The sequence below is a fragment of the Deinococcus pimensis DSM 21231 genome, from assembly GCF_000519345.1.
GTDB classification, from domain to species: domain Bacteria; phylum Deinococcota; class Deinococci; order Deinococcales; family Deinococcaceae; genus Deinococcus_A; species Deinococcus_A pimensis.
Window position 1 is genome coordinate 36,331 of sequence record NZ_KI912617.1, and the last position, 21,491, is coordinate 57,821.

A 21,491-nucleotide genomic window follows, 5' to 3' on the forward strand; every position below is an offset into this window, starting at 1 on the left:
CCCGCGCTTCACGATGAGCGTGTACGTCCACAGTCAGGAGGATCAGCGGAAGCGGGCCGCCGCGGCGACTGAGGGTCTCCTCGGGAACCTCCTCGACCAGACCGGGTGACGTATGGGTACGTTATGGGTAAGGTTGAACGGCCTCCATTGCTGGAGGCCGTTCTGTTGGTGGGCGGTATAGGATTTGAACCTACGACCCTTCGCGTGTGAAGTCAGCTCGCGTCCGTCTCGGTTCTTCCTCGTTCGTCCTGATTGCTGCTGTGGCGGGGGCTTTCGCTGGGCAGGCTGAAGGTTCGTCGAGGTCCGTACCCATCCGGTAAGGGTGCTGCATGGGTGCCGCCGTATGTGCGGGTGTCTGCAAGGCTGGGATCTTGTAGGCTTTCGGCATGGCAAAGTACGTTCTGGAAGTCTATACGGTGGGCGGGACGAGATTCACGTTCGTGAACCTTGAGCGGGACGCAATTGATTCTGCTCGGACAGCATTAGCAGATGTCTCAAATGTAAAAGGTACTTTTACGATGAGTGAAGGTACTAGTGCCGAACTTATCATTCCCTGGAAAAGTATTGATTACGCCCGCGTAAGAACTGTTGGCGATACTGAGTTCAATAACGGCGAGATGGCATTACTCGTCGACCGTCATCCGTATCCTGACCCTCAAGATTCTGATGACTTAGATCTTGAAGAAGAAGAGATTATTATCGATCCTTACGATCGATAAGTAAAACTAGAAACGGCCTCCGCACGAAGCGGAGGCCGTTTCTAGAGTCTGTCTGACTGATCACACGGTGAGGTCGTACGGTCGAAGCATGGGCCGCACGGACCTCACCGAATCCCAGTGGCGTACCCTCGCACCCCAACTCCCCGGCAACCCCCGACGAGGCCACGCCTACACTGACCACCGACGTGTCATCAACGGCATCCTGTGGCGCCTCAAGACCGGTGCGACCTGGCGTGACATCCCCGAACGCTACGGGCCCTGGCAGACCTGCTTCGACCGCTTCGTCCGCTGGTCCCGCGACGGCACCTGGCAGCGCATCCTCACCGCCCTGCAAGTCCAGCAGGACGTCCAAGGCAACATCGACTGGGACGGCGCGGCTGCCGACAGCACCCACGTTCGCGCCCACCGGAGTGCCACTGGTGCCCGCAAGACCCCGGCCAGGCTCGAAAAAAGGGGCTGATCGCAGGTGAGTGGCTCGGCGCGAGTCGAGGTGGTCGGACCAGCAAGATCCACGTGCTGAGTGACGGGAAGGCGAGACCACTGGCCGTATTGGTGTCCGAAGGGCAGGTGAGTGACGCGACCTTCCTGGAGCCCTTGCTGGACACGGTTCGTGTTCCACGTGTGGGCGGTGGTCGTCCCCGCAAGCGCCCGACGATCCTGCGAGTGGACAAGGCGTACGGCGCGCGGAAGTACCGGCAGTTGTTGCGACGCCGAGGGATCAAGTGCGTGTGCCCGGAGCGGGAGGATGCTCGTCAGGCACGGTTGCGACGAGGCTCGAAAGGAGGACGACCTCCGGCGTTCGACCGCGCGTTGTACGAGGGACGTCAGGTGGTGGAGCGGTGCATCAACCGGCTCAAGGACTTCCGGGCGCTGGCGACGCGGTATGACAAGCGTGGACGGCACTTCTTGAGTGCCGTCCACGTCGTGTGCATCCTGTTGTGGCTTTAAGTGAAGAAGCTACACGGCGTTGTCAATAAGGTAGACGACGTAGGTGTTGCTTCCGCTGCTGTGGTTTCTGTGGAGGCGACTCAGATGTACTTGGAGTTCATCTTGAGTATCATTGATGTATTCCTCTATTTTACGCTTTGTTGAGCTTGGAGTATAGATACCCTCCAGAATCGGGAAGATTTTTGAATCTTCGACCTTAAATACTTCGATTCTAAACACTCCATGTCCACTTGCGAGAAGGATGTCAAGAGCATGTCGGGCTTCACCAAGCGGGATGAACAGCTCAGACCCTGAGAAGAAGCACCCTGAACAGGCTTGCTCTACTTGCCGCTCGATTGACAATGGCAGAAGTTGCTCCCTTTCGAGGCACGGACGGCCCGCTGATACCACTGTACCTTGCCCCACTTCGGCTTTCAGCCCCACTCTGTCAGACAGACCCTAGTACTGCATCTACTGCCCGGCAGGGCCGAGGAACAGCAGGACCGGGCGGGCTCCATTGCTGGGCCGGTAGAAGCTCCGGGACTTTCGGCATGACGAGCTCAAACTACTTGGACTGGTGCAGTGAGTTGGAATGGTTGCGTGCTGCGTCCTCGGGATCGGCGAGCACCGCGATCCGCAGGAACAGGTTGAGCATCGCCACCATGCCCGCTCGGAACTCCTGGGGGTCGTCCGCGCGCAGCACGCACGCGGTCGCGTACGACGAGTACGTGCGGTGCAGGAACGCGGCGTCGTCTCGGGAGGACATGACGACGATGGGGATTATGCGGTGACGTTCGTCCTGCTTGACGCTCGCGAGCCACGCGAGGCGCTCCTCGGTCTGCTCCTCGGGGACGTCGAGCACGATCAGATTGACCCAACCCTCCGACTTCAGGACATCGAGGACCTGATCGGTGTGCTCGACCGTCGTGAGGCGCGCGGTGTCGCTGAATTCCTTCAGGACGTCACGCAGCAGCTGCTCGTGAGGGACGGAGCTCGTCACCAGCAGGAGGCGAGCGTGTTCTCTGGGCGTGCGGGTGGTGGTCATGGGGGCTCTCTTTCGGAAACGCTGCGAAGGTGGTGGCAGTGTAGAGCGAAGCCTTCCGAATGCGCGCCCATGCTAGTCCACGCCTCCCGCGTGCTTTCCGTGAGGTGCTTCTCAGTCCCTCAGTCGTGATCTGGACATGAGGCTCCAACATGAGCTCCGGGCGGTTTCTGGGGGCAGACAAGTCAGGTTTGTTAAGGCATGCTGAAAGGCATGTCGCCAAACACAACGGCGTCCGAGCGTCTGCTCGGGCACCTCAAGGAGCATGGGCTGACGTCGTCCCTCAAGCTCAGCATCGTCATCAACATGCGGCACGACGACACCCGTCGCCTGCTCCAACAGCTGATGTTTGAAGGCCGCGTCTTCGAGGTGGAGGGCGGCTATGTCCTCGCGCACGTGGAGCGATCCTCCATCGTCGTGGAGCGGTCACACGAGGAGCTCGTGCTCGCTCACCTGCAGAGCATCAACGGTCATAAGGACACCGCCAGCGGTGTTGCGAGAGCGACGAAGCTCACGCTGGCCCTGGCGACCGCGACCTGTGAGAAGCTGCTGCGGCTTGGAGAGGTGAGCGCGCTGAGCGTCGGGAGCCTGCGGCTCTACCAGGGCAAGGGAGAGCCGAGCGTGACGTCACGCCACCAGGTGCAGCAGTCCCAAGAAACCCACGAGGACACAGCCGAAGCCAACCAGTAGCAGGAAGACGAGCAGCACGAAGGAAGGATCGACTCGGCGCACGACAGTAGTTTGCCACGCTTGGCGGCTTATGCAGATCGCAAGCTCAGCTTGTCCGTCACTGCCCGGCGGGACCGAGGAACAGCAGGATCGGACGGGGTCCACTGGTGGGCCGGTAGAAGCTCAGCGACGCCGTACGTACCTTCCCCGCCTGGAACGCCACGGTGAAGTAGCTCTGCGCGGCGACGTTCGGTACGCGGCACCGCCACCAACCCGCCGGGGCGGGCGCGGGTGACTTCTCGCACACCTTCGCGGCGCCCGCGTCCGGGGTGAGGTCGGGCGTGCCCGTCACGAGCAGGGCAAGGGGATCGCCTGGCGTGTTGGGGTCACCTGTGGCGGCCTCCGCAGCGCGGTTGAGGAACGTCACGGCCGTATCCGAGGGGAGGATCGCCTTGCCGTCGTACGTGCCGGTCACGAGGAGGCCCGGGTCACGCTGGACGGCGGCGGCGCCCGTCGCGAGGGCCGTACGGGGCGCGCAGGCGGTGAAGGTCAGGCCGAACGCGGCCAGGACGAGCAGGAGAACGTGCTTCACAGACCCCTCCGCTGGAGCTCCGCTTCGAGGCGCTCCTGAAACGAGAATCGAGCGTCGGCCTTCATGTACAGGTCCCCGTCGAGGAACTCGGCGAGGAGCGTGGCGATGGCGTCCTGCGCGACCTGCGGGACCTTGCCGCCCGCGAAGCGCTGGAAGACGTAGCTCAGGGTGAACTCCAGGAACTCCTTCATCACAGCTTCCCTCCCCCGGTGCGGTCGTCCGTGCGGATCGTGTCGCCGGTGCGCGCGGTGGCGGGCCCGTCATCGGTGAGGGTGATGCCGCCGCGGCTGCTGGGCGGGTCGAGGCTGAGGGGCGGCTCGACGGTGCCGCGAGGACGGACGCGGTCGAAGAGCGTCACGCCGTAGTCGCGCAGACCCACCGCGACGAGCGACGAGATCGCGCCGAACGTCAGGACGCCCCACACGACCGTCATGCCGCCGACCGTGCCGCCGTACCCGAGGAGGTACAGCGCGAGCGTCGCGACGTACGACTCCACGACGGCAAGCGCGAACCAGAACCACGGGCGGGACGTGTGCACGGTCCAGCCGGGTCGGTTCGGTCCGGCGGCACGGCGGTCCGCGGCGCGTTTCTGCGCGGCGATGAGAAGGAGCATCACGCCGCCCAGCGCGAGGGGGCTCTCGCCGAGCGCGCGGAGGTCGAAGCCGCGCAGCAGCTCGTCAGGCGTCTGCGCGAAGGCGGTGCCGAGCGCGAGGACGGTGAGGGCGAGGAGCAGCACGAGGAGTCGCTCGCGCAGGTACGCGAGGTCGAGCGGAGTGTCACAGATCGAGGGGTGCGTCTTCATGCGGAACCTCCGGGGTGAGAAGGGCGGTGAGGAAGCGGGTGAGGGCTTCCTCGGTGTCGGTGACGCGCTGCCGTTCGGCGTCCGTGTGCCGGGCGGTGCGCAGGTCCGCGCGAGCCTTGAGGCCCGCTTCGACCAGGTCGAGGAGCTGCTTGCCGGTTGTGTCCATGGGTCCTCCACAAGGGCGAGCGCATGGGACATGTCCCATGCGCTCTGGACGGGGTTTGAAGGGCGCCCGGGTGGGGCGCGGCGGACCGTGTTGAGGGCACCGACACTACAGGAAGCTCCTACCTGTGAGGCTTCGCCTATGGTGTCGGTTGGGCGTGGGCTGAATTTTCAGGCCTGAAAGTTTCAGGCGACGCGGGTGAGTTCGAGGTGCGCGCCCGCCCGGATCGTCGCGCCGGACCCGGCGACGCTGCTGCGGAACTGTGGCCGCACGGTGACGCTCGACGCGCCCGTGCGAATCACAGCCGTGACGAGCGCGATGTAGATCGTATTCGCGGCGGCCACGGCGGCGCTCGCGACGGTCACGGCGCTCGCGGTGATCGCGCCGGAGTAGATGCTGGCCGTGCCGTTCGCGGCGACCCCGCCGATGTCCACGCTGCCCGTCAGCAGGGTCGGTGCGGCGCTCGTGGTGAGGGTCAGGCCGATCCCGGTCGTGGTCGCGGCGGTCGAGTAAGGCACGTAGAACTCGACGCGGTAGGTGGCGTTGGGTTCGAGGGTCTGGGTGAAGTCGCTTCGGACGTCCGCGAGGGTGGTGGTGGTGTTCGTGACGTCCGCGGTGAGGTGCGTGATGCTGCGGTCCGTGACACGTGTCATGGGGTTGGGTCGGACCGGCACGTCGAGGAGGATCGCGGCGAGCGCGTTCGCCTGGTCCGCGTGACCCTTCACGTTCGGGTGCAGGCCGTCCGCGTTCAGGTACCCGAGCGTCACGGCGTTCGGGCCGCCGCCCCAGCGGTCCACGAGGCTCACGAACGCCACGCCCGTCGCGTCCGCCACAGCGCGCATCGCCGCGACGTAGGAGGCCTGTGGGATGGTCTGCCCGGTGATGACGCTGCGCGCGCCGTTCGCGACGAGCAGCACGTCCCCGTAGGTCTTCGCGCGGTTCACGAGGGTGGTGAGTTCCGCCGTGTACGTCGCGATGGCCGTCTGCTGCGTGTAGTCGTTCGCGGTGAGCGCGATGATCGTCAGGGTCGGCGCGAACTGCTGGAGTTCCGCCTGCAGGTACGCCTCGGGCGTGAGGGTGCTGGCCTTCGCGCCGCTGCTGCCGATGTTGTGGACGATCACGCCGCGCGCGCCCCGGACGGGCGTGAGGCCGTTGAAGTACAGGCTGTTGCCCGCCGCGCCGCCGGCCGTGCTGGTGCCGAGGTTGGTGAGGGTGAGGGTGTGCGGGCCGTCGCTGAGCCCACTGACGGTGTAGTTCCAGTAGTTGTCCACCGCGCCGGACGTGTAGGTGTCCACCGTGGCGTAGACCGTGCCGTCGATGGTGACGCGGACGTTGCCGGTCACGCCACCTCGGATGAATGAGATGACGCAGCCCGTCCCGGTGAAGGTGACGCTCGCGGCGTCGTTCGCGGTGGACGTGAAGCGGCTGCGGCCCCCCACGCCGAACGAGGCGTGGAAACCCCAGCCTGTCCCGGTGTAGGACCACTGGGGGTAGTCGAAGGGGTAGTACGCGGCGATGAAGCCCTGACCGACGTCCTCGTACCTCGCCGCGAGGTACGCGCGGAGCCGTCCGACGAAGCCCTTATCGCGGTAGTCGGCGGTCGTCGTGCCCGCGATGGCGCCTTCAGTGATGCTGTCCCCGACGACGCACACGCTGTACTTCGTGCTGGCGCCCCCGTCGAGGTCCGCGATGGCGGCCCGCCAGCGGTAGAGGGTGTCGAGTCGGACGCGGCCGTCCTGCGCGGCCTGGGTGTCCTGCCGGGACGCGACAGCGGCAGGGGTGGTGCGAGTGCCGAGGTGCTCCACGGTCGCCTCCGTTACGCGAGGATGACGTAGGCGAACTGCGCAGCGGTCGGGGCCGCCGCGAAGCGCAGGATGACGCTGTTCGCGTCAGGCCGTTCCACGTCGCACAGCACCGTGTCCCAGGGGGTGCCGTTGCGGTACACCTCGACCTGCACGTCCCGCGTGTTGAAGTTGTGCGTGACCGTGAACTGGGTGGCGCTCGCGTCTCCGATGGTGCCGTTCGCCTTGCGCTTGCGGCCCGCCCAGTTGTTCAGCGTCTGCGGCGTGACCGTCGCGGTCGAGACGGTGCCCGCGTCCACTTCGGCCTGCGTGGCGTAGCGCGCGACGCCCGCCGTGGTGGTGCTCGCGGCGGCGGCGTTCTGGAAGGCCGTGACGAACCCGACGCTCGTCGTGCCGAGCGTGATGTTGATGGCCGTCTGCCGGAACACGACGCCCGCGCTGGTGCCTTCCGCGATCGGCACGAAGGCGCTCACGAGCTCCGCGCCGGTGTTGGCGTCCGCGCGGCGCGTGGCGGGCGTGCTGGCGCCGTTGTAGACGTAGATGCCGTTCTCGCTCGCGACGGTCTGCCCACCCGCGACGAACGAGTCGCCGTTCGCCATCGTCACGCCGTCGAGGCTCGCGCCGGGCGCGGCGAGGTTGATGTTCGTGCCGACGTAGACGCGCGCTTCGTCCTTCCAGGCGTTCTGCTCGACGAGCGCGTTGAGCTGCTCGAACGTGGCGGGCTGCCCGGCGGCGGTTGCGGCGGGCAGGTTGACGATGCGGGCGACGTTGTTGAAGTCGAGGTTGCTGAGGATCTGCCTGGGCATGGTGGTCTCCTAGACGAGTCGGGCGGTGCCCGCGAGAGGAATGACGAACGACACGCGAACCTGATTTGAGTTGAGGTGCTGCACTTCGGCGTCCACCTCGACGCCGCCAAGGGTGTAGACCTGCACGAGCGGTTTGAACCCGAGGTTGTGGTTGATGGTCCACACGTCCGACGGGACGGCCTGGTTGTGGAGGTACGAGGCGTTCGTGACGCTCGGGGAGGTACGACCTGCCGTGGCGATCGCCGCGACGAGGGGCGGCGGTTGGGGTTGCACGACGGCGGTGATGACGCGTGGCGTGCTGACGATCACGTCGAGTTGCGCGAGCGTCTTGGTGGGGTCGGTCATGCGGGTCCCCGGGTGGCGCTGGCGCTCCAGATGATTTCGAGGTCGAGGCCGAAGCGGTCCCGGCCGCCCGCTTCGGTGACGATGAGCCGTCCGAGCAGGCTGAAGCCGGGCACGCGGGCCGTGCCGGGTGTGCCGTCGTCACGGAAGATGGGCTGCACGACCGTCTTGAACCGCACGGCGTACAGGGCGCTCCGCTCGCCAGGCAAGTCGAGGATGACGTCCTGCCCTTCGATGCGGATGCGGTCGTTCTCCGTGGTGAGCGTGTCGATCACGCCGCCCTTGAGGGTCTGGCGCAGCTGCATGCGGGCCGTGTCGGTCACCGCGAGCGGGAGCGTGTCGGGAATGGTGATGGTGGCGTACGCGTCGACGCTCTGCAGGTACCCGCGGAGTTGCTGCACGCGTCACCTCCTCGTGACGACGCGGACACGCGTGACGGCCTGCGTGTCGTTCACGACGACATTCGCGGTTTCGACGCGTTGCCCGGTGACGTCCTGCCACACGCCGCGCCCGTCGTCGAGGAGGAGCGCCCGGCGGGGCGTGCTGGGCTCCACGGGCAGTGGTGGCGGCGCGTACTTCCGGTCGAGGTTGCTGGCCTGCTGAAGCACCTTCGCGCATCGGCGGGCCCAGCCCTTGCCGAAGCGCGGCCAGGTGTCGAGCCGCGTGAGGAAGTCCAGGCGGGCCGCCATGAAGTCCGCGGCGTTCCCGGCGCCCGCGAGGAACTGTCCGGCGCGGCCGATGCCGCTGTTCACGGCGGTGTCGAACGTGCAGAGCGCGAGGCCGGGCGGGAGGGTGTCGCACATCATCGCGTCCCAGTAGTCCCGGCGGTAGATGCGCGCGGCGTCCTCGCGGGTGAGGGCGCGGATGTTGAGGTTCGGGTACTGACGTTTGCTGATGCCCCAGTTGGTCTCCCCGCCGGGATCGAACGGGTCGTTCACGTAACCGCCTTCGTGACCGAGGACGAGGGTGAGGCATTCGTCGAACAGACTCATGGGTGGTCCTCCGGGAGGTTGGTCGGCAGGCCGTGTTCGCGGAGCTTCTTCGCTTGTGCTTCCGCGATGACCGACCAGCGGTAAACGTCCGCTTCTCGCGCGTTGAGCGCGTCACGTGCGGCGGCGAGGTCGCGTTTGAGCATGCGGTTCTGCTCGGTGAGGGTCGGGCGCAACGTGATGCCGAGCATCTCGACGAGGAGCCCGCCGAACATCACGGCGACGCCGAGGGTGAGGGGCGCGCCGGTCTGCCAGTCGTTGCGCGCGACGGTCAGCAGGATCCCCACAGCGATGAGGGTGTAGCCGATGAAGCGGGTGGAGGGGAGGTCGCGGACGACCAGGAGGTTGAGCATGGCGAGCCCACCGATCGTCATGAACAGGCGCAGCAGCCACACCTGTGACGCGACAGGGATGGAGGCGATGTCGGCGACCGCGTCACCCGTGAGCACGACGAGCAGCACGAGCGCGACGAGAATGACGAGGACGACCGTGTGAGCGGTCGTCCAGTCGGGGGCAGTGTGGGGCACCTGTGCTCGGGCGAAGTCCGTGAGTTTACGGCGCATCGGTTCCTCCTGACGTTGGGGGCGGGTTGGGTGGGTTGGGCCCTCGACGGCCGGTGAGCTGCTCGGCGCGGGAGAGGGCGAACAGCTGCGCCCAGTCGAGGGCGCGCACGCCGATGAATCCACCCACGGCAGCGGCGATGGTGACGCCCGAGAGCGTCGCCCACTGCGGCCGGAAGAGCTCCAGCGCGAACGGCGCGAGGCTCCCGACGACACTGCCGAGCACGATCTCGGGCCAGACGTCCTGCAGGCGCCGGGGGTCCTCGCCGGTGTGCGCGCTGGCGCGGCGGTCTCGCATGACTTTCGCGACGCTGACGATGGTGGCCCATGCGAGCGCCCAGAGGATCGCGCCCCAGTCCGCGCCGTCGAGGAGGGATTGCCGGGCGGACGCGAAGGCGACGATGCGGGTGATGTTGTCGTCCATGGGCCTCCTAGCTGACCGTGGCGGCGTGCGTCACACGGCGCTGCCGATCACGCGGCCACCGCTGGTGAGGGCGCTCACGGCTTCGGCGCGGTAGTCGTCGATGAGTTGCAGGGCGGCGGCGATGCTGGTGGGGGTCGGCAGGAGGATGTCCGCGCCCTGTCGGGTGTAGGGGCTCGCGAAGAAGCCGTTGGAGCGCTGGAACGTCCCGTCCGCGTTGGCGTCCCACCAGCCCACGGTGCAGCTGTCGACGATGTTGCCGTACCAGTACGCGGGGTCGTTGCGGGTGTAGTTCGGGTCGCTGTTGGGCCCCTGATCCCACACGATGATCGGCTGCGTCATGCCGACGCTCGGGTTGATGCGCGCGATGCGGGTGTAGCCGCTGGGGTGCTTGCTGCGGAAGTAGCCGACGTTGATGACCTTGCAGCGGCGCAGGATGTTCCGGTTGCCTGACGAGATCGACACGCCGCCGTTCATGCCGGTCAGGTGCCACGAATCCCGGAACTCCATGTTGCTCGGCATGGTGTCCGCGGTGCGCGCGACGGCGTTCCAGTTCACGCCGTCGGAGGCGTTGCCGAGCGTGCCGCTGTACGCTCTCCTCCATCCGTCGGCGCCCGCGCCGTACAGCGCCTGCGTGCCGTCGAAGCCGGGCGAGTACACCAGGCCGTTCTCCCACAGGCAGAGCTGCACGAGCCCCGGGTACAGGGGGTGGCAGGCGGTGTGCACGTGCGAGATCACGTCCTCGACCTGCGCGCCGTACACGGGGTCGTTGTACATCCGGCAGTACTCGATGAGGGGCGCGCGGACGCTGCGCGCGTCGGCCATCTGGTAGAACGTCGCGGCGATGTAGTCCTGCCCGAGGACGTTCGTCGCGCGCCAGTTCCCGAGGCTGTCCACGCGGCGCCCGTCGACGTTCTCCTGATACACGCCGCGCAGAGTGGGGCTGTTGTTGGTGTTGAGGCTGTCCCAGTTCGAGAGGAACACGCCGCGCGTGCGGTACGTCTCGCTGTTCACCATCTCGAAGCCTCTGCCGTTGACGAGGCAGACGGCGTAGGCGGGCAGCGCGCCGTCGTACCCGCCGCCCGGCTGCCCGGAGAAGTGCAGCTGGTCTTCGAGGCGGACGTTGTTGCTGCCGTGCCCGTACAGCATGGCGATGGCGCCGTTCCCGGCGTTCTGTCCGTAGCCGAGCATGGCGCCCTGACGGAACGTGACCTTGCGGGTGATGCCCGCCGCGATGCGCACGGCGGGCTGGCCGGGCGTGTCGCTGCGGTAGTTGCGGCCGGTGATGACGACGCTGCCGTCCGTGAGGACGGTGGAGCCGGGGATGCTGCCGTCCGTGAGTTGACTGTCGCTGGTGATGTTGAGCGTGCCGTGCCAGGGGAGCTGCGCGGGGTCACGGGGGCGGCGCGTGCCGATCACGATGGGACTCGCGACTTTGCGGGACTCGCGGCCTTTACGCAGGTCGAACACGGCGGCTTCCGCGTCCGCCTCCGCGTTCGCGGCGCGTCCCCGCACGAGCTTCCCATTCTTCCGGACAAAATACACGCTCGGGTTCCCTCGGACTGGCCCGATGATCCCGTACTTGTTCAGGCCGATGTACAGCTGTTTCGTCGGGTCGAGCGGCATGTCAGGACCTCACGGCGAAGTAATCGAGGTCCATGACGCCGCCGCCACCGCCGACGTAGGAGCCCTGGCTGGCGAACGCGAACGCCGCGACGGCCAGCGGATCGTTCCACGAGGCCTTGCTCACGCCGTCGATGTAGAACACGACCGCACCGTTCTCCAGGAACAGGCCGTACGTGTGGTCGACGGTGTCCGCGTCCGTCGGGAGGGCGATGTTGGTGACGCGGCGCGTGAGGGACTCCGGGCCGGTGCGGCGTTCCGTGAGGCTGGCGGTGGTGCCGCCCATCTCCATGTAGAAGCCCGCGGCGGGCACCGTCCACCACCACGCGCCGGACCCGGCGGCGTCCTGCTCGACGAGTGCGCCGGAGATGCCGAGCCCGAACGCGCTGTACGTGCGGCCCTGCCCTGCCGAGTTCTTCGTGAGCTTCCCTCGGATCTCCACGCCCGTGAAGCTGCCGTTGACGCGCATGCTGACGTTGTTCGTGACGTTGACGGTCGGGGTGAGGACCTTGCGGCCGTTCGCGGTGGTGTGCGTGCCCGTCGCGCCGCTCGGGTTGACGGCGATGGTGAACGACGCGTCCTGATTCGTGGAGAAGTCGTACGTCGTGACGGTGACCTCGGGGAACGAGGGGACGTTCGGGAGGGTCATCATGACGGTCGCTTTGCCGTTCGCGTCGACGTCGGCAGTGGTGCGGCCCACGACGAGCACCGCGCCCGAGAGTGCCGCCGCGGGGATGCCCGTGGTGGGGACGGGGCTGATGTTCGGGGTGGTGTTCGTCAGGTAGTACACAGTGTTCGGCGCGAGGTTCTGCCCGGTCACGTCGGCAGGAGAGCCGGGCTTCACGACGGCGCCCGACGCGTCGAGGAAGCCCCACGTGAGCAGCACGTCTCCTGTCGCGGGCGTGCTGTTCGCCCAGACGGTGCCCGCCGTGCGGTGCACGACGCCGAACGTGCCGCCCGTGCCGCGCGGGAAGGCGTTGCCGTTCGCGCCGGGCGTCCCGGCGGTGCCGTCCGCGCCGCGCGCGGCCAGGACCTCCCAGTACGCCGTGTCGACCGGGGGGACCGCCGTGCTGGGGCTCTGGTTGGTGTGCGCCTGCAACGCGCGGAACGTCGAGCCGTTCAGCTTCACGGTGTCGTTCACGGCGTACGTGGTCGTGGCGCTCCACGCGCCGCGCGGCACGAGGCCTGGGTCTCCCTTGACGCCGTCCGTGCCGCGCGCCGCGACGACTTCCCAGTAGGCCGTGTCCACGGGCGGAGCAGCGGTGCTGGGGCTCTGCCCGCTGTGCGTCTGAAGGGCGCGGAACGTCGAGCCGCCGAGCTTGACGCTGTCGTTCACGGCGTACGTCGTAGCGGCACTCCACACTCCGCGCGGCTTGAGGCCGGGCTCACCCTGGTCGCCCTTCTGCCCCTTGAGGTTGTGCTTGTAGACGTACACGCCGTTTTCACGGACGAACACGTCACCGTTGCTGCGTTCGTACTGGTCACCGTCCCGTCCGACGGCGTTGTCCGGCGCGGCGTCCCCGACACGTCGGACGGTGCCGGGCGTGCCGGGCAGTCCGTCCGTCCCATCCCGTCCGCGCGCGCGGCCCGCGTTCTGCTGCGTGTTGTCCGTCAGGGTGAGGATCAGGTCGCCCGCGTCGTTGATGGTGGTGAGGGCGATCCCCTTGCCCGGCGTGCCGCGTGATGGTCCGGCGTTCTTCACGCTGCCGTCCGTGAGGGTGACGATGAGGTCACCGGCGCTGTTGATCTGCGTGTTGAGCACGCCAACCCCGGCGGCTTTGCTCGCGGCCTCCGCGAGCTGGCCCTGCGCGCGAGCGTAGTCTGCGGCGGCCTGCGCGGCGATCCCTGCGCGGCGATCGCCTGGGCCTGCGCCGCCTGCGCCTGCGTGGTCGCGTTCTTCGTAGCGGCCTCAGCGGCGATGCGGGCGGTGTCCGCGCCCGTGCGTGCCACTTCGGCCGCTTCGAGCGACGTCTGCAACGCGCGAGCGCGTAGCACTTCGTAGTCAGCCATGAGGGACCTCAGTAAGAAACGATGAGCAGGTCGAACGTCCCGCCGAAGAGAGTGTTCTGTCCGTCGAGTCGGCGCAGTCGCACGACGACACGGGTTCCGGAGTACGTGCAGTCGCTGGTCATCGGCAGGTTCGGGTTCTGCCGGATCTGCACGAACGCGACGAAGTTCGTGTTCTGCACGGGCAAGTTGAGTTCCGTGTATCCGTTGGCGGGATCGGCGGTGACGACACTCACTTGTCCCGCGAGGAAGCCGCGCGCGTCCGTGATGGCGCCGTTCGTGATGGTGAGCTTGGTGACGCGCAGGCCGGGCGCGAGGGCGTAGCGATCGTCGTGGTTGTGCCCGGCGAACGCAGCCTGAGAAGCGAAGTAGCTGGCGTGGAAACCGTCGAGCAGGTCCGCGTCGATGCCGCTGTTCGCGCCGTCCGCCTGCACGAGCTTGTCGCGGATCGTGACGGGCGTCTCCTGTTGAATGCTTCCGACCTTCGCGTCCGCGTAGGTCTTCGCGTCCGCGAGCGCCTGGTTCGCCTTGGCCTGCGCGCCTGCGGGCGTTTCGCGCGCCTCGACTTGCGTTTTGAGGTAGTTCTGGTTGTTCCACAGGACCTGCACGGGCGCTTCGATGCTGTTGTAGACGTTGCGGGGGTCACCCGCGGTGGGCACGCTGATCGTGGGCGTCCACGTGGTGCCGTTGGCAGTCAGGTTCTTCGCGATGGTCGATCACCTCAGATCAGGGTCAGGAGGTCGATGGGCAGGTCGCCGTCCCAGACGGAGTTATCTCCGGGAGCGTTCCAGGTGGTCTGGTCGTCCCAGTAGTCCGTGCTGGGCTTCGGGATGAGGTACAGGTGCTTCAGGCGGCTCCGGGCGGGCTTGACGAGGTTGATGACGTTGACGATGCGGCGCGGTTCCAGCGGGCCGAGCGTGACGTCCCACAGGCTCGTGTCGCCCGGCGCGTCCCACGTGCTGCCGTCGTTCCACGCGTCCGTCGTGTAGATCGGCTGGGTCGGCGTGAGGAAGATCGAGAATTCAGCCCAGATGCTTTGGTCGTCCCGGCCGTGCTCGACGATGCGGGTGGGGTTCTGCTGGTAGTACCGGAAGTCCTCGTCGAAGATGACGGTGTCGAACGTGAAGGTCCGGCCGTTCACCGTGACGCTGAAGCTGCTGTCACGCGCGGCGTCGCCGTTGACGGGCCGCAGCGTGACGCTGGTGTCGGTCGCGGCGAGGATGCCGCTCACGAGGACGTTCTCGGCACTCGCTTCGAGCTGCCCGAGTCGCACGCCGTACCCGAGGTGTTCGAGCGCGCGCATCATGCCGGGCACGGTACCCGCCCCTTCCCAGAACGCCCAGGCGTTCAGGACGCGTTGCCGGTACGCTTCCGTGTACTCGCCCGGGTACCGTTCGAGGCCACGTTCGTACCCTTTGAGTTCGAGCGCCGCGTCCGGGGCGTACTTCAGGAGTCGGGTGAGGAGCGCCGCGACAGCGCGCGCTTCGACGTCGTCGAGCGGGAGGGTGGCCGCGTCGAGGTGTCGCAGGCCGCCCTCGTCCTTGAGGTCGCGCGGCGCGAGGTTCACCGCGAACTGCTGGTAGCGGCGCACGTCAACCTCGCCAGGTGAACGAGGGCGTCAGCACGGCCGCCTCGGCGGTGCCGAGCGTGACGTCCGTGAACGCGGCGGGCAGGGTCGCGTCGACCATCCCGGCGGGCGTCATGGCCGCCTCGATGATCGCGCTGCGGTACAGCACCCCACCGATGGGCGTGTCGCGCTGCAGCGCCGCGAGGTTCGTGGTGATCTCCCCCTCGATGCGGGCGTGGTCCGCGCCGGGCGCGAACAGCGTGAGGGCGATCGTGACGTTCCGGGCGGTCGCGGCGTACACCTGCACGTCGTCGTTGATCGGACGGCGAGCCTCGATGTACGCGCGCGCCGCGGCGACGTCGGCGGTGCCGATGCCGCCCTCACCCCACAGGATCACGTCGACGGTGCCCTGCCCGCGTGGGTGCTGGTCGAGCACGCGGACCTGCGTGACGGCGCTGTCCTGCCCGTCGTCACGCCTGCGCGCCCACGCGTCGTACGCGCCACGTGTAGCGCCGCTGCCGAGCTCCGGCCAGCGTCCCCGGGCGCGCGCGCGGAGGCTGTCGTCACTCTCGCGGTCCCGTCCGGCGCTCGTGAGCCACCCGGTGAGGTTGCGGACCGTGACGCCCGGCAGTGGCGTGTGCAGCACGCGGATCGCGCTGACGGGCACGTTGTACGCGCTGCCGGGACTCTCGGCTTGCACGCCGAGGGTGATCTCGCCGCCCTGCGGGAGCACGCCGCCTTCAGTCGTGACGTACTTGAGTCCGCTGAGCGTCCCGACCCACAGCCCTCCGGCGGGGATGTCGTAGGGGCCGCTGGTGGGCGCGGCGGTGAGGGTGACGCGTCCGACGGTGAACAGCGCGGCCTGACGGACGAGGTTGCCGTACTCGCTGTCGACGTACGCGTCGAGCCACTCTCCGGCGGCGGTGGCGAGGAAGCCGCTCGCGGCGAGCGCCGCGACAGTCCGCTCGACGTCCGCGACCGCTTCCGCTTCGATTTCGAGCAGCGTGCGGACCGTGCTGCCGGGCAGGTAGTCCGTGGCGGTCATGGTGAGGTCGCCCGCCGCGAGGACGCTGAGCATCCTGGCTTTCACTTGGTCGCGGTCACGGGCTCGGAACAGGTCAGCCAACGCCATACGCCGCGCTCACCTCCACGGTGGGCGTGAGCGCGCCCTGCGCGAGGTCCGCGCTGACGACGAGGTCGAACGGCCCCAGCGCGGTTTCGAGATGCACGTCGAACGTCACGCGCCGCAGCGTCACATCGACGGGCGTGATGGTGGCGTCGCGGATCCGGGGGTCTTCCTCGAGTTCCACTTCGAGGGTCGCGGCGAGTTCATTGGCGTTCTCGACGCCCTCGCCGAGATAGTCGAGCAGACTGCTGCCGTACGAGGGGTCGTAGAAGAGCCCGCCGATGGGCGTCATGAGGCGACGCGCGACGGCGGCCCTGAGGTTGTCGAGGCCAGACACGTGCGCGCCCGTGAAGGGCCGCGTCTGGAGGTCCGTTCCGAAGTCGGGCATGCCTGCCTCCTTCCCTAGCCACTGAAGGCCTTGCTGGACGCTTTGGTGATCGTGCCGACGCACAGCCCATGCGTGGGCACGGCGACGGTCACTTCATCCCCGAGGCGGGCGATGCCGGGACCACCTCCGGCGACGTTGACGGTGGCGCTCGGCCCGACGTTCACGACGCCCGCGTCCACGGTGAGGGTGCCGGTCGCGATGAGGCGGGCGGTGCCTCCCTGATCGCTCAGTTCGAGCAGTTGCCCGCCGTCCGTGCGCCACTGGACGTACTCCAGCGCGCCGCTGTCACGGACCTCCACGAGGGGTCTCGCGGGGTCACCCTGCTCGAACGACACGAGCGCGGCGCTGCCCGCCTTGACCCGCACGCGAATCCCGGGGAGCCGCACGAGGAGCGGCACACTGACGAGCTGCGGCCATCCGGCGACGTCCACGCGGACATCCACGGTGTGATCCCCGTGATCGGTGATGACCGTGGCGGGGAACAGCGCGTGGTAGTCGGTGTGCCGTAGCGCCTGCCGGGCGAGGTACGTGAGGCCTCGCGTGGCGACGTCCACGCCGTCCCCCGTCGTGACTTCCGTGCGGAGGGTGTCGCCGATGAGGTGCCGCACACGCGCCGCGCGTTTCGCGACGACGTCCAGGCCGCGCCGCATCGTGACGCGCGTTCCGGGCGTCACGGTCGGGTCGTACGAGCACAGGTACACGCCCGCGTCCGGATTCTCGTGGATGACCTGCAGCTCGCGCGTGTGGTCGGGCCAGTCGTCCACGAGGACGCTGACGCGCCCGTCGGGCAGCACGCGGTACGTGCGCTCCGGGGTACGCGCGAGGAGCGCGGCGAGCAGTTCGCTCGCGGTGCCTTCCGGCCGCACCCAGTACGTGAGCGTGCCGGGCAGATCGACCGTGCCGAGCCGTTCGCCGCTGTCGCGCAGCAGGTCCTCCGCGACGGTCCGCGCGGGAATATCCCGGTAGAACCGCGTGCCGACCGTGCGGTCCAGGCCGCCCGCGCCGCCCTTGACGCGCACTCCGACGAACCCGCCACGTGGGCCGGGCCGTTCGATCGTGCCGGTCATGCTGGGCCCATCCTCGAAGGTCAGGACGGCCCGCGCGCCTCGCTCGGGTACGCTCGTGCCTTCGAGGGTGAGGTTGGCGCTCCAGCGGCCCGTGAGGGGCAGGTCGATCTCCGCACTCAGCACGGTACGACCGTTCATGGTGAGGTGCGCCATCAGCGGGGCACTCCGGGCGGGTTGTCGCTGGGCTTCGGGATCGTGACGGGTTTCGGCGGGCCCTGGTAGGGTTTCCCGCCGGGTCCGGTGAGGCCACGGCCCACCTCGGGACCAAACGACGGACGTCCGACGCTGGTGGGCGTCCCGAGCTTGTACAGCGGCACCGCGCCGCGCGCGTCGACCTTCCGGCCGAACTTGTCGTACCCGGTGGGGCGGCCCGCCGCGTCGAACAGCCCGCCTCGCTCGCGGTACGTGACGAGGTTGTTCCCGATGACGTTGCCTTTCCCGTCGTACACGCCGTCATGCCCGAACCCGCTGGGGTCGCCTCCGTAGAAGACGATGTCGCCCGCCTGCAGGCCGCGCTCGCCGACCGCGCCAAACGGGCGGGACTTGTTCGCGGCGCGGAAGCGGCCCTCCGTGTCCTTCGCGCTGCCGCCGAAGAGGTTGCTGGGTCCGTACACTTCCTCCCACACGACGCGCGTGCTCGCGTCACAGTAGCCGGGTTCGCTGGTGTTGTGCCGCCCGTCACGCGTCAACTTCGGGGCGTTGAAGAGGTTCTGCTGCGCCACGAGCGCGAGCTTCTGCCCTTCCCCACTGACGGGCGCGTTCCCACCGCCCGCGCCACCTCCGGCGCCGTCACCGTTGAGGAAGTTGTACGAGTCTTCGCCCTCGACGGCCTGCACCTTGTCGGACGCCTTGAGCTTCTCGCGGAACTGCAAGGTCGCGCGGTACCCGTCACGTGGGGTGTAGGGTTCGCTGCTCTCCCCCGCGAAGTACAGCCGCTTCATCCGGCGGGACCGCACCTCGGGGTGCGCGCAGGTAAACACGGCGGGCCCGTCCTTCGTGCCGCGCCGCAGCAGCTGCAGGCGGCTCTGGTACGTCGTCCACTGGTCGTGCGTCCACATGGTGAGGTTGACGGTGACGGCGCCCGTCGCTTCGTTGAGCTGCGCGACGGCGTCACCGCCGCCGGGGGTGCTGCTCTCGTCAAGGTCCGGGCTGAGCGTCGCCTGTACGCGCGCCACACCCGGAAAGGTGTGGCGTTTGCTGCCGTCGAGGAGGGTGAAGGTGTCGTACGCGGCTGGATCTTGGAAGGGACTGCTCATGGCGCGCTGAACCCTCCTTGCAGACCGAGTGAGCTGAGAGCGTCGAGGGTGCCCTGCCGGGCGCCGCGTCGCGCGGCGGCTTCCGCCTCGGCGGGGTTGCTGCTGCCGCGCGCGTCGATGACGTTCGTGACGTTGATGCCGCCGGTGTTCTCCGCGGTCTTGGGCGGCAGGACGTACCCGCTGACCTGACCAAGGCCCGCGCCGCGCTGATCGCTCGCGACGGCGTCCGGCTGCCAGCCTTTGCTCTCCTGCCACGCGATGGCCTTGAGGACGTCCGGATTGACGCCCTGCGCGGTCGCGGCGCGTTCCAACGCGGCGTTGATGTACTGGAGTTCCGCCGCGCGGGGTCCCGTGGCGGTCTGCATCGCGTTCATCCACGGGCGGGCCTCCATTGCGGCGCGCACCCCCGTGACGTACGTGGGGTTGCGGGCGTTCCCGCCGAAGCCGTTGTAGCGGCGGATCGCGCCGGTGCGGTCGTCGAAGTAGTCCCCGCCGGACCGCGCGAGCTTCTCCGCGAGGACCCGCGCGGCGCCCTGCGCCTGGTCGTCGATGACGCGGGTGTTGTAGCCGCTCGCGCGGGCGCTCGCGCCGCCCCCCTGGAAGTACGTGCTGCTGGGCGCGAGCCCGAGCCGGTCCGCAACGCCGTCCCCGACGGTGCGCCGCACGAAGTTGCTGAAGCGCTGCCGGGTGCCTTCGGGCCCCTGCGTGATGCTCGCCCACACCGCGCCGATGCGGTCCACGAGATCGTGAAAGGGCTTCCAGCGGTCGTACAGCAGCTTCCCGAGGGACGCGACGGTCAACACGACCCCCACGACGGCGAGCAGCGGCGCGGCGATGCCGCCCGTGATGACCGCCCCGACCCGCGCGAATACCCCGCCAAGCCGCAGGAGCGCCGGACCCATCGGGCGGATGAATTTCGTGCCGATGCCCGCGAGGAACGCGCCGATCTTCCCGAACGCGCCACGCGCGACGACGGCGGCGCCCGCCCGGCGGCCGAGCGGGTTGGTCATGACTTCGAGGTACGCGGTGCGCACACTTGCGGCGCCGAGCGCGGTCGTGGCGGTCACCTGCGCCCAGATCGCGGCGGTGACGACCCGGAGGCCCGCGAGTTTCCCGGCGGGGTTCGTCATGATCTCCATCGCGACGTTCGTCGCCATGAGCCGCGTCCACAGGGCCTTGAGGGCGTTCGTGACGGCGCCCGTGACGGCGTTCCCGGCGAACTCGACGAGCTTGCCGCTCGCGCCGAACGTCGCGACGTTCAGTCCTTCGAGTCCGAGCTTCACCCCGCCGATCAGGCCGATGGCGCGGCCGACGAGACCACCGTCAAGGATGCCTCGGATGCTCGCGGGCAGGGCCGCCTTCGGGTCCTCATCGTCCCCGCCGCCACCTGCGACGCTCGCGCCGAGCACCTTGTCCATCAAACCCAGCACGGGCGTCGCGAGCCGGAAGGCCATCAGCAGACCCTGCCCGACCCCTTTCACCGTGGCGATGATGACGGGGCCGTGCCGCGTCCACCACGCGCTGAACGCGTCGAGGCTGTCGAGGAGGCGGTCCACGAGCTGCACGCCCGCGTCCCCCTCGGTCGCCGCGGCGAGCGGTCCGAACAGCGCCTGCGTGAGGCGCTTCATGCTGGCCGTCGCGCGGTCCCGGATGCGGCTGCCGGGCGGACGGCTGAAGTCCGTGAGGTCCACGAGATTCGAGAGGAACGCCTTGACAGGCGCGAGGCCACCCTGATCGCTCAGCTCCCCGAACAGACGCGCCGGGCGGGACTGAAGGGTGCTGACGAGACCGAACAACGTGCGGGCCTGCCGGTCCATCGCGCCGCCGAAGTCCGACTGGAGACCCTCGGTGATGGCCTTGATGGCGGCGGCGCCGCTGATCCGTCCGGCTTCCTGCAGGTCACGGTAGTTCGGTCCGAACGCCCGCGCGAGGTAATCGTTCACGCTGACGCCCGCCTCCTGAAGCTGCGCGACCTCATCACCTTGCAGGCGGCCCTTCGCTCTGATCTGCCCGAGCGCGCGGTTGATGACCTGATTGCGCATGGCCGCGTCGTTCGGGTCGTCCCCGAGGGCGCTCGACGCGTCACCGACGATGCGGGCGAGCCCACGCGTCTGCGCGAACGAGAAGCGGTACCCGAGGAGCTGCTTGAAGCTCGCGACGACCTGCTGATCCGTGAAGGGCGTCTCGTCCGCGAAGCGCCCGATGACGTCGGCGGCGCTGCGGATGCGGTTTTGGTCACGCGTCTTGAGGAGCGCGCTGAGACTCTCCAGCTGCGCTTCCCTCCCCCCTGCCGCGTCCAGCACCTGCTTGCCGAGCAGCGCGAGGCCCGTCCCGGCGGCGAGTCCTCCCGCGAGCCGCAGGCCCAGGGATTGCAGGCGACCCCACGAGGCGCTGACGCTGTTGAAGCGGCGCTCCACGACCGCCCAGGCACGCTCCACCCGTTGCGCGCCGAGCTGTGCCTGCTGCGCGAGCCCACCGAACCCGCCGCCCGTGCGCGCCACAGCCTGATTGATCCGGTTGAGGCGGCCCAGGACGGCGTTCGCGGGACCCGTGACGCGCTGCACCATGCTCAGGACGAACTGCACACCTCTCGCCACTCGTCACCTCCCTTCCTTGCTGTCCT

24 protein-coding genes are annotated in these 21,491 nt (G+C 68.4%); 3 read left to right on the plus strand and 21 right to left on the minus strand.

Features of this window, described 5'->3' with window-relative positions; genetic code table 11:
- The first annotated feature begins 386 nt into the window (after positions 1-386).
- Together DEIPI_RS37130 and DEIPI_RS36300 are read left to right on the plus strand one after the other, a co-directional pair.
- Positions 387-719 (plus strand): hypothetical protein, encoded by a 333-nt coding sequence (locus tag DEIPI_RS37130; protein ID WP_157463355.1) that lies wholly within the window; start codon positions 387-389, stop codon positions 717-719.
- Between the two features lie 88 nt (positions 720-807).
- Positions 808-1,667, plus strand: a protein-coding gene (locus DEIPI_RS36300; RefSeq protein WP_157463357.1) for an IS5 family transposase whose coding sequence is annotated in 2 segments (ribosomal slippage) — positions 808-1,177 and positions 1,177-1,667 — 861 coding nt in all. Because the reading frame shifts where the segments join, the coding sequence is not laid out codon by codon here.
- A 544-nt stretch (positions 1,668-2,211) separates the two neighbouring features.
- Here the strand turns inward: DEIPI_RS36300 and DEIPI_RS0100650 are convergent.
- The gene (locus DEIPI_RS0100650) at positions 2,212-2,691 is read right to left on the minus strand and encodes a response regulator (protein ID WP_027480503.1); all 480 of its coding nucleotides are present in this window, start codon (positions 2,689-2,691) and stop codon (positions 2,212-2,214) included.
- A 210-nt stretch (positions 2,692-2,901) separates the two neighbouring features.
- Between DEIPI_RS0100650 and DEIPI_RS0100655 the strand changes: the two genes are divergently transcribed.
- Positions 2,902-3,378 carry a hypothetical protein gene (locus tag DEIPI_RS0100655; RefSeq protein ID WP_027480504.1) on the plus strand — a complete coding sequence of 159 codons (477 nt, stop codon included), beginning with the start codon at positions 2,902-2,904 and terminating at the stop codon, positions 3,376-3,378.
- Between the two features lie 97 nt (positions 3,379-3,475).
- Here the strand turns inward: DEIPI_RS0100655 and DEIPI_RS0100660 are convergent, their stop codons facing one another.
- The 20 genes from DEIPI_RS0100660 to DEIPI_RS0100760 all read right to left on the minus strand — a co-directional run bounded on the left by DEIPI_RS0100660 (position 3,476) and on the right by DEIPI_RS0100760 (position 21,465).
- A complete protein-coding gene (locus DEIPI_RS0100660) occupies positions 3,476-3,949 on the minus strand; it encodes a hypothetical protein (protein ID WP_027480505.1) in 474 nt (157 codons plus the stop codon).
- Complete coding sequence (locus DEIPI_RS0100665) at positions 3,946-4,140, minus strand: hypothetical protein (RefSeq protein WP_027480506.1); 195 nt, start codon at positions 4,138-4,140, stop codon at positions 3,946-3,948. The genes DEIPI_RS0100660 and DEIPI_RS0100665 overlap by 4 nt, the downstream gene beginning before the upstream one ends.
- Positions 4,140-4,751, minus strand: a complete 612-nt coding sequence (locus DEIPI_RS0100670; RefSeq protein ID WP_027480507.1) for a hypothetical protein — start codon at positions 4,749-4,751, stop codon at positions 4,140-4,142. Before DEIPI_RS0100670 ends, DEIPI_RS0100665 begins: the two co-directional genes overlap by 1 nt.
- Entirely contained in the window at positions 4,726-4,917 is a 192-nt protein-coding gene (locus DEIPI_RS0100675; protein ID WP_027480508.1) for a hypothetical protein, read from the minus strand. Before DEIPI_RS0100675 ends, DEIPI_RS0100670 begins: the two co-directional genes overlap by 26 nt.
- A 182-nt stretch (positions 4,918-5,099) precedes the next feature.
- Positions 5,100-6,719, minus strand: coding sequence for an SGNH/GDSL hydrolase family protein (locus DEIPI_RS0100680; protein ID WP_027480509.1), 1,620 nt, complete (start codon positions 6,717-6,719; stop codon positions 5,100-5,102).
- A gap of 11 nt (positions 6,720-6,730) precedes the next feature.
- Positions 6,731-7,522 (minus strand): hypothetical protein, encoded by a 792-nt coding sequence (locus tag DEIPI_RS0100685; RefSeq protein WP_027480510.1) that lies wholly within the window; start codon positions 7,520-7,522, stop codon positions 6,731-6,733.
- A gap of 9 nt (positions 7,523-7,531) precedes the next feature.
- A complete protein-coding gene (locus tag DEIPI_RS0100690) occupies positions 7,532-7,867 on the minus strand; it encodes a hypothetical protein (RefSeq protein ID WP_027480511.1) in 336 nt (111 codons plus the stop codon).
- Positions 7,864-8,265 (minus strand): hypothetical protein, encoded by a 402-nt coding sequence (locus DEIPI_RS0100695; RefSeq protein WP_027480512.1) that lies wholly within the window; start codon positions 8,263-8,265, stop codon positions 7,864-7,866. Before DEIPI_RS0100695 ends, DEIPI_RS0100690 begins: the two co-directional genes overlap by 4 nt.
- Before the next feature lie 3 nt (positions 8,266-8,268).
- Positions 8,269-8,856 carry a glycoside hydrolase family 108 protein gene (locus tag DEIPI_RS27395; protein WP_052351548.1) on the minus strand — a complete coding sequence of 196 codons (588 nt, stop codon included), beginning with the start codon at positions 8,854-8,856 and terminating at the stop codon, positions 8,269-8,271.
- Positions 8,853-9,416, minus strand: a complete 564-nt coding sequence (locus tag DEIPI_RS0100705) for a hypothetical protein (protein ID WP_027480513.1) — start codon at positions 9,414-9,416, stop codon at positions 8,853-8,855. Before DEIPI_RS0100705 ends, DEIPI_RS27395 begins: the two co-directional genes overlap by 4 nt.
- Positions 9,406-9,837, minus strand: a complete 432-nt coding sequence (locus tag DEIPI_RS0100710) for a hypothetical protein (RefSeq protein ID WP_027480514.1) — start codon at positions 9,835-9,837, stop codon at positions 9,406-9,408. The genes DEIPI_RS0100705 and DEIPI_RS0100710 overlap by 11 nt, the downstream gene beginning before the upstream one ends.
- A gap of 30 nt (positions 9,838-9,867) precedes the next feature.
- Positions 9,868-11,460: a hypothetical protein gene (locus DEIPI_RS0100715; RefSeq protein WP_027480515.1), complete on the minus strand. Its 1,593-nt coding sequence runs from the start codon at positions 11,458-11,460 to the stop codon at positions 9,868-9,870.
- A 1-nt stretch (position 11,461) separates the two neighbouring features.
- Positions 11,462-13,219 carry a carbohydrate-binding protein gene (locus DEIPI_RS0100720; protein WP_027480516.1) on the minus strand — a complete coding sequence of 586 codons (1,758 nt, stop codon included), beginning with the start codon at positions 13,217-13,219 and terminating at the stop codon, positions 11,462-11,464.
- A gap of 256 nt (positions 13,220-13,475) precedes the next feature.
- Positions 13,476-14,123, minus strand: coding sequence for a hypothetical protein (locus DEIPI_RS0100725; protein ID WP_027480517.1), 648 nt, complete (start codon positions 14,121-14,123; stop codon positions 13,476-13,478).
- 62 nt (positions 14,124-14,185) lie between these two features.
- The gene (locus DEIPI_RS35155) at positions 14,186-15,055 is read right to left on the minus strand and encodes a hypothetical protein (RefSeq protein ID WP_052351549.1); all 870 of its coding nucleotides are present in this window, start codon (positions 15,053-15,055) and stop codon (positions 14,186-14,188) included.
- 1 nt (position 15,056) lies between these two features.
- Positions 15,057-16,109: a baseplate J/gp47 family protein gene (locus DEIPI_RS0100735; protein WP_052351550.1), complete on the minus strand. Its 1,053-nt coding sequence runs from the start codon at positions 16,107-16,109 to the stop codon at positions 15,057-15,059.
- Positions 16,110-16,149: 40 nt separating this feature from the next.
- Entirely contained in the window at positions 16,150-16,545 is a 396-nt protein-coding gene (locus DEIPI_RS0100740) for a hypothetical protein (RefSeq protein ID WP_027480519.1), read from the minus strand.
- A 14-nt stretch (positions 16,546-16,559) separates the two neighbouring features.
- Complete coding sequence (locus DEIPI_RS35160; protein WP_052351551.1) at positions 16,560-17,765, minus strand: hypothetical protein; 1,206 nt, start codon at positions 17,763-17,765, stop codon at positions 16,560-16,562.
- Positions 17,765-18,868, minus strand: coding sequence for a hypothetical protein (locus DEIPI_RS0100755; RefSeq protein WP_027480520.1), 1,104 nt, complete (start codon positions 18,866-18,868; stop codon positions 17,765-17,767). The genes DEIPI_RS35160 and DEIPI_RS0100755 overlap by 1 nt, the downstream gene beginning before the upstream one ends.
- Complete coding sequence (locus DEIPI_RS0100760; protein WP_157463358.1) at positions 18,865-21,465, minus strand: tape measure protein; 2,601 nt, start codon at positions 21,463-21,465, stop codon at positions 18,865-18,867. Before DEIPI_RS0100760 ends, DEIPI_RS0100755 begins: the two co-directional genes overlap by 4 nt.
- Positions 21,466-21,491: the final 26 nt, after the last annotated feature.

Bases quoted from the DNA above. Each gene is read 5' to 3' on its own strand.
- DEIPI_RS0100665 (WP_027480506.1), bottom strand. From the start codon at position 4,140: ATGAAGGAGTTCCTGGAGTTCACCCTGAGCTACGTCTTCCAGCGCTTC.
- DEIPI_RS0100670 (WP_027480507.1), bottom strand. From the start codon at position 4,751: ATGAAGACGCACCCCTCGATCTGTGACACTCCGCTCGACCTCGCGTAC.
- DEIPI_RS0100705 (WP_027480513.1), bottom strand. From the start codon at position 9,416: ATGCGCCGTAAACTCACGGACTTCGCCCGAGCACAGGTGCCCCACACT.
- DEIPI_RS0100675 (WP_027480508.1), bottom strand. From the start codon at position 4,917: ATGGACACAACCGGCAAGCAGCTCCTCGACCTGGTCGAAGCGGGCCTC.
- DEIPI_RS27395 (WP_052351548.1), bottom strand. From the start codon at position 8,856: ATGAGTCTGTTCGACGAATGCCTCACCCTCGTCCTCGGTCACGAAGGC.
- DEIPI_RS37130 (WP_157463355.1), top strand. From the start codon at position 387: ATGGCAAAGTACGTTCTGGAAGTCTATACGGTGGGCGGGACGAGATTC.
- DEIPI_RS0100715 (WP_027480515.1), bottom strand. From the start codon at position 11,460: ATGCCGCTCGACCCGACGAAACAGCTGTACATCGGCCTGAACAAGTAC.
- DEIPI_RS0100755 (WP_027480520.1), bottom strand. From the start codon at position 18,868: ATGAGCAGTCCCTTCCAAGATCCAGCCGCGTACGACACCTTCACCCTC.
- DEIPI_RS0100655 (WP_027480504.1), top strand. From the start codon at position 2,902: ATGTCGCCAAACACAACGGCGTCCGAGCGTCTGCTCGGGCACCTCAAG.
- DEIPI_RS0100735 (WP_052351550.1), bottom strand. From the start codon at position 16,109: ATGCTCAGCGTCCTCGCGGCGGGCGACCTCACCATGACCGCCACGGAC.
- DEIPI_RS0100710 (WP_027480514.1), bottom strand. From the start codon at position 9,837: ATGGACGACAACATCACCCGCATCGTCGCCTTCGCGTCCGCCCGGCAA.
- DEIPI_RS0100650 (WP_027480503.1), bottom strand. From the start codon at position 2,691: ATGACCACCACCCGCACGCCCAGAGAACACGCTCGCCTCCTGCTGGTG.
- DEIPI_RS0100740 (WP_027480519.1), bottom strand. From the start codon at position 16,545: ATGCCCGACTTCGGAACGGACCTCCAGACGCGGCCCTTCACGGGCGCG.
- DEIPI_RS0100690 (WP_027480511.1), bottom strand. From the start codon at position 7,867: ATGACCGACCCCACCAAGACGCTCGCGCAACTCGACGTGATCGTCAGC.
- DEIPI_RS35160 (WP_052351551.1), bottom strand. From the start codon at position 17,765: ATGGCGCACCTCACCATGAACGGTCGTACCGTGCTGAGTGCGGAGATC.
- DEIPI_RS0100685 (WP_027480510.1), bottom strand. From the start codon at position 7,522: ATGCCCAGGCAGATCCTCAGCAACCTCGACTTCAACAACGTCGCCCGC.